This window comes from Solidesulfovibrio sp. C21 (assembly GCF_047785625.1).
GTDB lineage: Bacteria > Desulfobacterota > Desulfovibrionia > Desulfovibrionales > Desulfovibrionaceae > Solidesulfovibrio.
The window spans coordinates 36,671-48,816 of sequence record NZ_JBLODY010000029.1; the positions used below are offsets into that span (position 1 = coordinate 36,671).

The window sequence follows — 12,146 nt, forward strand, 5'->3', positions numbered from 1 at the left end:
TCCTTTGGTCGGGCAGGAACCTTGTGAAACGGATTTTTCTTTTACGATACCTCGCTGTCCCTGGTTGTTCAATACGGATGCGGCGCGTCATTGTCTTCAAAGGCCAAGGGACGTCGGGAACGTGACGCCGCGTCGTCGTGGAATGGGGAAATTTATGGGTTAGGCTATGTCAGTGTTTCATAATAGGCGCCAAGGGAGCGGGCCAGGAACGCCTCGTTCCAGACGTCTTCCATGAAGGCGCGCGAGGCCGCGCCGATCTCCCGTCGCGCCCCGGCGTCGCGCACCAGTTCGCCCAGGGCGTGTTCGAGCTCCGTTGCGTCATGGGCCAGGACCCAGGGCAGGGTGTCGCAGTGGAAGAAGTCCCGGATGGCGGTCCTGTTCCAGGCGTCGAGCCCGGCGATGACCGGCGTGCCCTGGGAGAGCGCCTCCAGGGACGACATGCCGAAGTAGCCCTGCATGTGGTCGAAGACGATGTCGCAGGCCTGTTTTCTGGCCAGGCAGTCGGCATGGCTGGCGTCGTCGATGATGTCCCAGGTCAGCTGGGGCAGTTCCGCCTTGAGGCGTTGGCAGACGGCCAGCAGCGTGTCCGTGTTCTTGAGCTCCTTGCGGGTGGGGGAGTGGCCAAGGCGCACCCTGCCGTCGGGCCGGCGCGGATGGGGCTTGTATGCCGGGTCGCCTTCGGGCACGAGGTTCGGCTGCCAGCGCGCCCCGGGCAGTTTCGGCAGCAGGTCGGGCGTGCTGACGAGCAGGTTTGTGCGGCCAAGCTCCCGGTATTTCTTCTGGAAAAACTCCGGGTCGGACCGGAAGGCGTGGTGGCCGTGGTGGTGGTGGACGATCTTTTTGCCGGGGAGAAACGGCGCGGCGGTGATCTCCCCGAGCGGCATGTGCTCGTCGGCCAGCATGTGGAAATGGAAGACGTCGGCCGTATCGAGCACCTCCGCCAGTTCGTCGCGCCCGGCCGCGTCGAGCCAGGGCACGTGCAGGTCCTTGGGAAAGAGGTGGTTGTAGCGCAGCTGGGTCGTGACCAGCCGGCAGGTATGGTCGGTGAGCCGGTTTATGGCGCTTCGGAAAAGCGATCCCGTGCCGGCGGGATCGTTTTCGGCAATCATGACGATACGCATGAAGCGTCTGTAACCGCCTGGGCCGGAGAGTCAACCGGCGGCGCGGAGGCCTTGCCCCGGGCAAAGCACAGGGCCGCCGCCACAAGGCTGGCCGCGCCGGCGTCGGAGGCGGAAGCGTCCAGGGTTTCCAGACGGCAGATGAGCGGCGCGGGATCGGCCTCGCCACGGGGCAAACCCAGGCGCTGCAAGGCGTCGGCGACCTGCCGTCTTATTTCGCCGCGCTGGCGCATGTCCCGGCAACAGGCGCGAGGGGTGCTTGCCGCCAGTCCCCGGATATCCCCGGCGGCTTCGGCCGCGTCCTTGGCGCGAAGGGCCGCCGCGCGCCCGGCCCGGGCCCCGAACACCAGGCAGGCCGTGGCCATGGCCCCGCCCAGCCGGTTGGCCCCGTGCATGCCTGTGGCGCATTCCCCGACGGCGAAAAGCCCGGGCACGTCGGTTGCGCCCGTGGCGTCGATAAGCGCCCCGCCGTTTGTGGCCTGGGCGGCCAGGACGATCTGGGTCCGCGTGGCCCCTTCGGTCACGGCGGCGATCCCCAGCGCGTCGGCCTGATCCAGGACGAAGCGGTCCAGGGCGGCGTCGGGCAGGCCATGCCCCAGTGGGCAGTGTCCCGCGCGCCCGGCGGCCGCCGCGCGGACGTCCCCGGGCAGGGGGGTGGGCCGGCCGGCTTCGTCGCAAAGGACCGCTTCGCCGGTCGCCAGCCGCCACACGGGCCAAAACCGCCTTGTCGCGGTGCCCATCCACAGCCACTGCATGAAGGCCGTATTGGCCATGCCCGCCCCGGCCGCGGCCAGCAGGCCATGCCCCCAGCCGCTGCCGCCCCGTCCGGCCTGGTTGTAGAGCCACAGCCCGGCCGTGCCGCCCATGGCCGCGATCGTCTCGCGGGCCGGGGCGACGAATCGGCGCCCGGCATAGTCCTCCAGCAGCGCCCCGCGTACCCGGCTGCTGTCCGGGTCGCGCAGCAGGGAAAGGGCGGTGAGCCCCGGCGAAAAGCGTCCGCCCAGGGAGAGGACACGGCCATGCAGGGCGCCGTAGGCGGCGGGCAGATCCTCGATGATCACGGCGCGACGGGAATCCGGGGAAAAACAGGAGGGCTGGCCGGCGAGGTCGCCATCCGCGCCCGGCCGCAGGGCCACCCCCAGCGCCTCCAGTTCCCGGCAGCGGGCGGCCGCCTCGGCGGCCAGCACGGCGACAAGGTCGGGGCGGACACGGCCCGGCCGGCCCAGTTCGGTCGCCTCGCGGCAAAACGCCTCGCGCGCGGCGTCGTCGGCCGGCACGTGCAGCCCAAGGCGTCCGTTGCGGTTGGCCAGTGACGACCCCGTCGGCCCGGGCCAGGGCGCGACCACGGTCACGGCCGCTCCGGGAACGGCGGCGAGGGCCGCCTGGGCCGCGCACAGCCCGGCCAGTCCGGCGCCGAGGATCAAAACGTCACAGGGGGGCAGGGCGTTTATGTCGAAATCCATACAGCCTCCGGCATGGCTGCCTCATACACCGGTCCGGCTGTTCAGGGAAATCTTTCTCCCCATGCGAGAGGCGCAAGGGGGGTGTATTTTCATCGGAAAAATGTTACCGTGATTTTGAACCTGTAAAGAGCGGTCTTTTCGGAAGCGGCACGGTCTGTGACGTCTGGGGGTAGCATTTTGACCCATTTTTTCCCGGCGGCTAGCGCACTTTGTCTTTTTGCTTTTAATATACTATATTTTAAGGATATTTTTAGGCGTGGCCAGGCCTTGTCCACTCCCCTTGCTTCAGGTGGACGTCTCAGGGGGAGTCGTTTCATGGGTGCCTGCTCCCGACCTGTTTTTATCAAGAGCCTGTATAAGCAGGCTTTTTTTTATTGGTCCGGTTATTGCTGTCTACGGGGCAGACGTGGTGAAAAAAGGCCTGACCTGGCGCGGGTGGCGGCAGGCACGGCCCGAGGTAATAAGCCCCCCTAGATTGTGAAAATAATCACAATCTCCGTGGGCAGGAATGCGGCGGGGACAAAGGCCGCAAGGTCGCCAGGGCACAAGGTGCGGCGGCAGGCATACCGCCCCGTTTTCCCGAGAACTTTAAAATGCCACAAGGAGAGGTGTTTTTGTATGCAAAACTCAACTTGCCAAGCGGTCGGCGAATGCAGGGTGCCGGATCATGCGGTTTTGCCGCAGCCGTTGTACCGGGAAGTCGTTCAGTTCATTGAGTCCCTTCCCCAGAAAGAAGGCCATCTCGTCACCGTGCTCCATAAGGCCCAAAGTGTTTTTGGCTATCTGCCCATCGAAGTGCAGCAGTTCGTGGCCGATTACATGGAAGTCCCCCTGGCCCAGGTCTACGGCGTCGTCAGCTTCTATACGTTTTTCACCATGGTGCCCAAGGGCAAGTACCCCATCTCCTGCTGCATGGGCACGGCCTGCTTCGTCAAGGGCGCGGACAAGGTTGTCCATGCCTTCAAGGAGCAGCTCAAGATCGACATCGGCGACGTGACCCCGGACGGCAAGTTCTCCATCGACACCCTGCGTTGTGTCGGCGGCTGCGCCCTGGCCCCCATCGTCATGGTCGGGGAGAAGGTCTACGGCAATGTGACGCCTGGGCAGGTCAAGAAGATCCTGGCCGAATACTAGCGCAATCGTGAGCGATTTTTAGATAAGGAGCGCTTTGAATGAGCACCATCCGATCCCTCGAAGACCTCAAGGCCAAGCGCCAGGAGATTCTTGACCGCAAGGCCGTCGCCAAAGGCAAGACCATCATCAACGTGTCCCTGGCCACCTGTTCCATCGCCGCCGGCGGCAAGGCCGCCATGGAGGCCATGCAGGACGAAGTGGCCAAAAACGGGCTCACCGGCGTGGAATTCATGCAGTCGGGCTGCATGACCTACTGCTACGCCGAGCCCACGGTGGAAATCACGCTGCCGGGCAAGGCCCCCGTCGTCTTCGGCGGCGTGGATGAAAACAGGGCCCGGGAACTCGTCACCGAGTACGTCATGAAGGGCGAACCGGTCGAGGGAATCATCCCCGTCAACTACGAACGGGTAGTCCTGTAAAAAAAACTACCGGGAGACGACGATATGGCAGCGACGACCACGGAAAAAAAGCAGCTTCGGATCGCCACCCGCAATTGCGGCTTCATCGATCCGGAAAATATCGACGACTACATCGCCCTGCGGGGCTATGAGGGACTGGCCAAGGTCCTGACCATGACCCCGGCCGAAGTGGTGGACCTGGTCAAGCGTTCGGGCCTGCGCGGCCGCGGCGGCGCGGGCTTCCCCACCGGCATCAAGTGGGGCATCGCGCTCGGCAACAAGGCCGACCAGAAGTACATGGTGTGCAACGCCGACGAAGGCGACCCGGGCGCGTTCATGGACCGCGCCGTGCTCGAGGGCGACCCCCACACGGTGGTGGAGGCCATGGCCATCGGCGGCTACGCCATCGGGGCCACCCGGGGCACGGTCTACATCCGGGCCGAGTATCCCCTGGCCATCAAGCGCCTCAAAAAGGCCATCGACGATGCCCGCGACTACGGCCTGCTCGGCGAGAACATCTTCGGCTCGGGCTTCGATTTCGACATCGAACTGAAGTACGGCGCCGGCGCGTTCGTCTGCGGCGAGGAAACGGCGCTCATCCGTTCCATGGAAGGCAGGCGCGGCGAGCCCGTGACCAAGCCGCCGTTCCCGGCCCAGTCCGGCTATTGGGAAAAGCCCACCATCGTCAACAACGTCGAGACCTTCGCCAACATCCCCGCCATCATCATCAACGGCGCGGACTGGTTCTCCGGGATCGGCACCGCCACCTCCAAGGGCACCAAGGTCTTCGCCCTGGCCGGCAAGATCCAGAACGTGGGCCTGATCGAGGTCCCCATGGGCATCACCCTGCGCGAGGTCATCTTCGACATCGGCGGCGGCTGCCCCGACGGCAAGGCCTTCAAGGCCGTGCAGACCGGCGGGCCCTCCGGCGGCGCGCTGGCCAACAAGGACCTCGACGTGGCCATCGACTACGAGTCGCTGGCCGCCTGCAAGTCCATCATGGGTTCCGGCGGCATGGTCGTCATGGACGAGGACGACTGCATGGTGTCCGTGGCCAAGTTCTTCCTGGACTTCACCATGGACGAGACCTGCGGCAAGTGCACCCCCTGCCGCATCGGCTCCAAGCGCCTCTACGAGATCCTGGACAGGATCACCAAGGGCAAGGGCGTCCGGGCCGACCTCGACCGGCTCAAGTCCCTGTCCGAGATCATCAAGGACACGGCCCTGTGCGGCCTCGGGCAGACCATGCCCAACCCGATCCTGTCCACCATGGACACCTTTGCCGACGAATACGCGGCCCACATCGACGACAAGAAGTGCCCGGCCCACGTCTGCACGGCCCTGCTGACCTATACCATCGATCCCGCCAAGTGCACCGGCTGCGGCCTGTGCACCAGGGTCTGCCCGGTGGAGTGCATTTCCGGCACGAAGAAGCAGCCGCACACCATTGATGCCACACGGTGCATCAAATGCGGCGCCTGCTACGACAAGTGCAAGTTCGACTCCATCATCAAGCAATAAGGATCCAAGGAGGTCCGCAATGTCCATGCTGACAATAACCATAGACGGCAAAACGACGTCCGTGCCGGAGGGCAGCACCATCCTGGATGCCGCCAAGACGCTCGACATCGACATTCCGACCCTGTGCTACCTCAACCTCGAGGCGCTTTCGATCAACAACAAGGCCGCCTCCTGCCGCATCTGCGTGGTCGAGGTCGAGGGCCGGCGCAATCTGGCCCCGTCCTGCGCCACCCCGGTCACCGACAACATGGTGGTCAAGACCAATACCTTGCGGGTGCTTAACGCCCGCCGCACCGTGCTCGAGCTGCTGCTGTCCGACCACCCCAAGGACTGCCTGGTCTGCGCCAAGTCCGGCGAGTGCGAACTGCAGGCCCTGTCCGAGCGTTTCGGCATCCGCGAGTCGCCCTATGACGGCGGCGAGATGTCCCACTACCGCAAGGACATTTCCGCCTCCATCATCCGCGACATGGACAAGTGCATCATGTGCCGCCGTTGCGAGACCATGTGCAATACGGTCCAGACCTGCGGCGTGCTCTCGGGCGTCAACCGCGGCTTCACCGCCGTGGTCGCCCCGGCCTTCGAGATGAATCTGGCCGACACCGTGTGCACCAACTGCGGCCAGTGCGTGGCCGTGTGCCCCACCGGCGCCCTGGTCGAGCACGAGTACATCTGGGAAGTGGTCGAGGCCCTGGCCAACCCGGACAAGGTCGTCATCGTCCAGACCGCCCCGGCCGTGCGCGCGGCCCTCGGCGAGGACCTCGGCATCGCCCCCGGCACCTCGGTCACCGGCAAGATGGTCGCCGCCCTGCGCCGCCTGGGCTTCGACCACGTCTTCGACACCGACTTCGCCGCCGACCTGACCATCATGGAGGAAGGCTCGGAATTCCTCGACCGCCTGGGCAAGCATCTGGCCGGCGACACCTCGGTCAAGCTGCCCATCCTCACCTCCTGCTGCCCGGGCTGGGTCAAGTTCTTCGAACACCAGTTTCCGGACATGCTCGACGTGCCGTCCACGGCCAAGTCGCCGCAGCAGATGTTCGGCGCCATCGCCAAGACCTACTACGCCGACCTGCTCGGCATCCCGCGCGAAAAGCTCGTGGTCGTCTCGGTCATGCCCTGCCTGGCCAAGAAGTACGAGCGCGCCCGTCCGGAATTCTCCGTGAACGGCAACCCGGACGTCGACATCGTCATCACCACCCGTGAGCTGGCCAAGCTCGTCAAGCGCATGAACATCGACTTCGCCGGCCTGCCCGACGAGGACTTCGATGCGCCCCTTGGCGCGTCCACGGGCGCGGCCCCGATCTTCGGCGTCACCGGCGGCGTCATCGAGGCGGCGCTGCGCACCGCCTACGAGCTGGCCACCGGCGAAACGCTCAAGAAGGTCGACTTCGAGGACGTGCGCGGCATGGCAGGTGTCAAGAAGGCCAAGGTCAAGGTCGGCGACAACGAACTTGTCATCGGCGTGGCCCATGGCCTGGGCAACGCGCGGGAACTCCTGAACCGCGTGCGCGCGGGCGAGACCTTCCACGCCATCGAGGTCATGGCCTGTCCGGGCGGCTGCATCGGCGGCGGCGGACAGCCCTACCACCACGGCGATGTGGAACTGTTGAAGCTGCGCACCAAGGTCCTCTACGACGAAGACGCGGGCAAGCCGCTGCGCAAGTCCCACGAGAACCCCTACATCATCGAACTCTACGAGAAGTTCCTGGGCAAGCCGCTCTCCGAACGCTCGCATCAGCTGCTGCATACCCACTACTTCAAGCGGCAGCGCCTCTAGGAGAAGACCCAGGAGAGGCTCTGCCTCTCCTGGACCTCTCCGCCGGGGGGCTTGATGCCCCCCGGACTCCCCTTGACCAAAGACGTTCTTTGAAATGTTCCTCCTTAACTCCTCCCGTGGCAGGCTGGTGACCTGTCAGTGGCGTCGGAATCGACGCGGCGTCGGCTTGCAGGCAAGACCGTCGCGTCGATTCCGGCGCCACATGACGGGGGGACCGGGGGGCCCTTGGCCCCTCGGCGGGGTGCAGGGGCGGAGCCCCTGCTTCCGCGTGATCTTTTACACTGTTCGTGTTACCGAAGCCGCCGCAGCGTGCGCGGTGCGGCCGGATGTTCCGGTCCCCGACGCACGCATGGGGTCGCCACTTGGGGAGTTGTCACATGCGACAGGAAAGCGATGCCCTGGGAGCGCGACAGCTCCCCGAGGGCGCCCTGTACGGCATCCACACGCTTCGGGCCATCGAGAATTTCCCTGTCTCCGAAACGCGTCTTTTCCCGGAATTCATCCGGGCCTACGCCATGGTCAAGGCGGCCTGCGCCAAGGCCAACCTGGACACCGGCCATCTGGACCCGGGGAGGGCCGGGGCCATCGCGGCCGCCTGCGACGAGGTCGCCGAGGGCCGCCATGCCGACCAGTTCCTGGTCGATCCCTACCAGGGCGGGGCCGGCACCTCCACCAACATGAACCTCAACGAGGTGGTGGCCAACCGGGCCTTGCAGCTTTTGGGGCGTAAACCGGGCGAGTATGATTTTCTTTCGCCCCTTGGCCACGTCAACCTGCACCAGTCCACCAACGACACCTACCCCACGGCGCTTAGGGTCGCGGCCTTGTGGCTGCTCAAGGACCTGGAAGCGGCCACGGCGCGTTTGCAGGAAGTCTTCCAGGAAAAGGAGGCGGCCTTCGCCCATGTGGTCAAGGTCGGCCGCACCGAATGCATGGACGCCGTGCCGCTCACCCTCGGCATGGAGTTCGGGGCCTTTGCCGAGGCCCTCTCCCGCGACCGCTGGCGCATTTTCAAGTGCCGCGAGCGCATCAAGCAGGTGCCGCTTGGCGGCACGGCCGTGGGCACCGGCCTTGGCGCGCCGCGCGAGTTCATTTTCCGGGCGGCCGAGCATCTGCGGGGCCTCACCGGGCTGCCGCTTTCCCGGGCGGAAAATCTCGTGGACGCCACGGCCAATGCCGACCCCTTTGTCGAGGTCTCGGGTATTCTTTCGGCGTACGCTGCGAATTTACTGAAGATTTCCTCGGACCTGCGGCTTCTGGCCAGCGGCCCGGCCACGGGCATCGGCGAGATCCGCCTGCCCGCGCTCCAGGCCGGCTCGTCCATCATGCCCGGCAAGGTCAATCCCGTGATCCCGGAATGCGTGGGCCAGGTGGCCTTGCGCGTTGTCGCCAACCATCAGGCGCTGACCCTGGCCGCCGGCCTGGGGCAGCTCCAGATCAACCAGTTTTTGCCGCTGGTGACCCAGAGCCTGCTCGAGTCGCTGAGGCTCCTGCGCCAGGCGACACGGATTTTCGCCGACAAGTGCGTGGCCGGCATCACGGCCAATGAGGCGCGCTGCCGGGAGCTGGTGGAAAAAAGCCATGCCCTGGCCACGGTGCTGGTGCCGGCGCTCGGCTACGAGGCCGTCTCGAAGCTCATGGCCGCCTCCGAGGCCAAGGGCGTGCCCCTGGCCGAACACCTCGAGGCCGCCGGCATCCTCACGCGCGAGGCCGCCGCCGCGCTGCTTGCGCCCAAACGCATGCGCAAACTTGGCTATGAGGCAGGGGATTACGCGGATGTGATGACGTCACAAGAGAACCGGGGCTCCGCCCCGGACCCCGCCGAGGGGCCACGGGCCCCCCGGACCCCCCATAAAGGGGAAGGTATGGGAGAAGGCGATGCTTGAGGAAGGACGGGAAATACAGGTTTACACCGGCTTGGATGGGGCCGGGTTGGCCCAGGCCATGGCCGTGGCCGACAGGCTCTTTTTCCATGCCGGCATGTATTCCAATTTCGGCCGGGACCCGGAGATGGGCGCGGCGCTGGAAACGGCCATGACGCGGCCCACCTTCGAGCGCCTGGATATCGTGTCCTTCGATCCGGTGGCCGGCGCGGCCTATTGGGAGGAGTTCCGGGCCATTTTGCGCCGGGACGTGCCGGAAGTGACCCTGCGCCGGGAGTTCGCCGCCTCGGCCGCCTTTTGCGACGCCCTGGCCGCGCGCCACCCGACCAAGGTCAGGCTTTTCCGCACCAAGGCCATGCCCCTGGCCCCGATCCTCCTTGTCGGCGACACGATTTTCGCCGGCCATTACCTGCACGGCCCGGTGCCCGCGCCCCAGGGCCTGTGGCTGGCCATCCCGGCCGATGTGGCCGATCTGCTCTCCCGCGCCGAGGACGACGTCTCGCCGGCCGCCCTCGATCCCCTGGCCAAGGGGGCCTACCGGCTGGTGTGCGAGTGTGTGGCCGCGCGAAACGCCTCGCGCCGTTTGGCCTGATCCGCCAGGAATCGCCCATGCGCCCATCCGAAATTACGCAACTGCTCTCCGGAGCCGACGATGCCGGGCTTTTTTCCGCCGCCGAGGCCCTGACCCGGCAGAACTTCGGCCTGGAAATCTACCTGCGCGGCATCATCGAATTTTCCAACCACTGCGCTAACAACTGCCGTTACTGCGGCCTGCGCCGGGCCAACAGGGGCCTTTCCCGCTATCGCATGGCCGTGGACGACATCCTGGCCGCGACAGCCCTGGCCGGGGAACTGTCCGTCGGCACGGTGGTGCTCCAGTCCGGGGACGATTTCGCCTACTCCAAGGAGGACATCGGTCGCATCGTGGCCGGGGCCAAGGAGGCGTCGGATGTGGCCGTGACCCTGTCGCTCGGCGACCGGCCCGCAGCCGACCTCGACTACTGGCGTTCCTGCGGCGCGGACCGCTACCTGCTCAAGCTGGAAACCTTCGACGAGGCGCTGTACGCCCGTTCCCGGCCGGGGCTGACCGTGGCCGACAGGCTGGGGCGCATCGAAGCCCTGCGGGCCTCCGGCTACGAGGTGGGCTCGGGCATCATCACCGACCTGCCCGGCATGACGTTGGATATTTTGGCCAGGGATCTCCTGCGCCTGGCCGAACTGGACCTGGACATGATTGCGGCCGGACCCTTCGTGCCCCATCCCGACACGCCCTACGGGACCGAGGCCGCCGGCTCCGTCCTGACCGCGCTGCGGGCCATGGCCATCCTGCGTCTTTTAAATCCCCTGGCCAACATCCCCTCCACCTCGGCCTTGAGCGCCCTGCGCGAAGGGGCCAGGGAGCAGGGGCTCACCGTCGGGGCCAACGTCATCATGCCGTCGCTGACCCCGGAGTCCGTCAGTGCCGCCTACAACATCTATCCCGGGAAAAACGTCTTTCGCGCCGACGCCGCCTCGCGCGTGGAAGCCGCCCGCGCCGCCATCCGCCGCGTGGGCCGCGTTTCGTCCACGGCTGTCGGCGGTTCCAAGAGGAGACGCCATCATGGCTGAGTCCGAAACCAAGGCCCCGCGCGGGGTCAGGCTGATCATCACCCTGGTCGGCCGGCGCAATGCCGGCAAGTCGTCGCTCATAAACGCCGTCACCGGCCAGGAAGTGGCCATCGTGTCCGATTTCGCCGGCACCACCACCGACCCGGTGGCCAAGCCCTACGAACTGTTGCCGCTCGGCCCGGTCACCTTCTATGACACGGCCGGCCTCGACGACGTGGGCGAACTTGGGGCGCTTCGCGTGGCGGCCACCAAAAAGGTGCTGTGGCGCACGGACATCGCCGTGGTGGTGGCCGAGGCTGCCGGGCTCACCGAGGCCGAGAAAGCCATTATTGCCGACATCCGAAGCCTTGAGATCCCCATCCTGCTGGTCTTCAACAAGGCCGACCTGGCCGCGCCCTCCGAGGCCGACGTGGCCTGGTGCCGCGACCAGGGCCTGCGCATTGTCGTTGCCAGCGCCGCCACCGGGGCGGGCGCGACCGAGGTCAAGGAGGCGCTCATCGCCCTGGCCCCGCCCGAGGCCGTGCGCGAGCCGGTCTTGGCCGGCGACCTTTTTGGAGAGGGCGATACCGTGGTCTGTGTGGTGCCCATCGACCTGGCCGCGCCCAAGGGCCGGCTCATCCTGCCCCAGGTCCAGGTCCTTCGCGAGATTCTCGACGGCGACGCCACGGCCGTGGTGGTCAAGGAGCGCGAACTCGAAGCGGCGCTTTCCAACCTGCGCCGGCCGCCGGCCCTGGTCATCACCGACTCGCAGGTCATCCTCAAGGTCTCGGGCGACGTGCCCGAGGACGTGCCCCTGACCACCTTTTCCACGCTGTTCGCCCGGTTCAAGGGCGATCTGCCGACGCTCGCCGCCGGGGCCGCCACCATCGACCGGCTTCGCGACGGGGACACCGTGCTCATGGCCGAGGCCTGCTCCCACCACGCCCAGGCCGACGACATCGGCCGGGTCAAGCTGCCCCGCTGGATCTCCCAGTACACGGGCAGGGACCTCGAATTCGAGATGTACTCGGGCCACGATTTCCCCGACGACCTGGAACGCTTCGCCCTGGTCGTCCACTGCGGCTCGTGCATGCTCGGGCGCATGGAGATGCTGCGGCGCATCAAGGAATGCCAGCGCCGGGGCGTGCCCGTGACGAATTATGGCGTGGCCATCTCCAAGGTCCAAGGTGTGCTGGAGCGCGTCTTGCGACCTGTGTTGCGTTAGAATTTTGAGGAAGGGGAATGCGAGAGGGGAACCCTTTTTG

General features: G+C 66.2%; 10 protein-coding genes. 8 read left to right on the plus strand and 2 right to left on the minus strand.

The features are described 5' to 3' along the window. Window positions 1-164: 164 nt before the first annotated feature. The gene (locus ACMZ6R_RS10555; RefSeq protein ID WP_416111142.1) at window positions 165-1,121 is read right to left on the minus strand and encodes a glycosyltransferase; all 957 of its coding nucleotides are present in this window, start codon (window positions 1,119-1,121) and stop codon (window positions 165-167) included. Then, complete coding sequence (locus tag ACMZ6R_RS10560) at window positions 1,106-2,581, minus strand: FAD-binding protein (protein ID WP_416111144.1); 1,476 nt, start codon at window positions 2,579-2,581, stop codon at window positions 1,106-1,108. Before ACMZ6R_RS10560 ends, ACMZ6R_RS10555 begins: the two co-directional genes overlap by 16 nt. 618 nt (window positions 2,582-3,199) lie before the next feature. Here ACMZ6R_RS10560 and hndA point away from each other — a divergent pair. From hndA to hydF, 8 genes are all read left to right on the plus strand, one after another. Next, window positions 3,200-3,715 carry an NADP-reducing hydrogenase subunit HndA gene (hndA, locus tag ACMZ6R_RS10565; protein ID WP_416111146.1) on the plus strand — a complete coding sequence of 172 codons (516 nt, stop codon included), beginning with the start codon at window positions 3,200-3,202 and terminating at the stop codon, window positions 3,713-3,715. Between the two features lie 38 nt (window positions 3,716-3,753). Next, window positions 3,754-4,134 (plus strand): NADP-reducing hydrogenase subunit HndB, encoded by a 381-nt coding sequence (hndB, locus tag ACMZ6R_RS10570; protein ID WP_416111148.1) that lies wholly within the window; start codon window positions 3,754-3,756, stop codon window positions 4,132-4,134. A gap of 24 nt (window positions 4,135-4,158) precedes the next feature. Then, the gene (gene hndC, locus ACMZ6R_RS10575; protein ID WP_416111150.1) at window positions 4,159-5,634 is read left to right on the plus strand and encodes an NADP-reducing hydrogenase subunit HndC; all 1,476 of its coding nucleotides are present in this window, start codon (window positions 4,159-4,161) and stop codon (window positions 5,632-5,634) included. Window positions 5,635-5,653: 19 nt separating this feature from the next. Continuing rightward, the gene (gene hndD, locus ACMZ6R_RS10580) at window positions 5,654-7,411 is read left to right on the plus strand and encodes an NADP-reducing hydrogenase subunit HndD (RefSeq protein ID WP_416111152.1); all 1,758 of its coding nucleotides are present in this window, start codon (window positions 5,654-5,656) and stop codon (window positions 7,409-7,411) included. A gap of 377 nt (window positions 7,412-7,788) precedes the next feature. Next, the gene (locus ACMZ6R_RS10585) at window positions 7,789-9,297 is read left to right on the plus strand and encodes an aspartate ammonia-lyase (RefSeq protein WP_416111154.1); all 1,509 of its coding nucleotides are present in this window, start codon (window positions 7,789-7,791) and stop codon (window positions 9,295-9,297) included. Then, complete coding sequence (locus tag ACMZ6R_RS10590; RefSeq protein WP_416111156.1) at window positions 9,290-9,886, plus strand: hypothetical protein; 597 nt, start codon at window positions 9,290-9,292, stop codon at window positions 9,884-9,886. Before ACMZ6R_RS10585 ends, ACMZ6R_RS10590 begins: the two co-directional genes overlap by 8 nt. 17 nt (window positions 9,887-9,903) lie before the next feature. Beyond that, window positions 9,904-10,902, plus strand: coding sequence for a [FeFe] hydrogenase H-cluster radical SAM maturase HydE (gene hydE / locus ACMZ6R_RS10595; RefSeq protein WP_416111158.1), 999 nt, complete (start codon window positions 9,904-9,906; stop codon window positions 10,900-10,902). Further along, entirely contained in the window at window positions 10,895-12,106 is a 1,212-nt protein-coding gene (hydF, locus tag ACMZ6R_RS10600) for a [FeFe] hydrogenase H-cluster maturation GTPase HydF (protein ID WP_416111160.1), read from the plus strand. Before hydE ends, hydF begins: the two co-directional genes overlap by 8 nt. Window positions 12,107-12,146: the final 40 nt, after the last annotated feature.

Excerpts from the sequence above, each read along its gene's own strand:
- ACMZ6R_RS10590 (WP_416111156.1), top strand. The coding sequence starts at position 9,290 with ATGCTTGAGGAAGGACGGGAAATACAGGTTTACACCGGCTTGGATGGG.
- ACMZ6R_RS10560 (WP_416111144.1), bottom strand. The coding sequence starts at position 2,581 with ATGGATTTCGACATAAACGCCCTGCCCCCCTGTGACGTTTTGATCCTC.
- hydE (WP_416111158.1), top strand. The coding sequence starts at position 9,904 with ATGCGCCCATCCGAAATTACGCAACTGCTCTCCGGAGCCGACGATGCC.
- hndB (WP_416111148.1), top strand. The coding sequence starts at position 3,754 with ATGAGCACCATCCGATCCCTCGAAGACCTCAAGGCCAAGCGCCAGGAG.
- hydF (WP_416111160.1), top strand. The coding sequence starts at position 10,895 with ATGGCTGAGTCCGAAACCAAGGCCCCGCGCGGGGTCAGGCTGATCATC.
- ACMZ6R_RS10585 (WP_416111154.1), top strand. The coding sequence starts at position 7,789 with ATGCGACAGGAAAGCGATGCCCTGGGAGCGCGACAGCTCCCCGAGGGC.
- hndC (WP_416111150.1), top strand. The coding sequence starts at position 4,159 with ATGGCAGCGACGACCACGGAAAAAAAGCAGCTTCGGATCGCCACCCGC.
- ACMZ6R_RS10555 (WP_416111142.1), bottom strand. The coding sequence starts at position 1,121 with ATGCGTATCGTCATGATTGCCGAAAACGATCCCGCCGGCACGGGATCG.
- hndD (WP_416111152.1), top strand. The coding sequence starts at position 5,654 with ATGTCCATGCTGACAATAACCATAGACGGCAAAACGACGTCCGTGCCG.
- hndA (WP_416111146.1), top strand. The coding sequence starts at position 3,200 with ATGCAAAACTCAACTTGCCAAGCGGTCGGCGAATGCAGGGTGCCGGAT.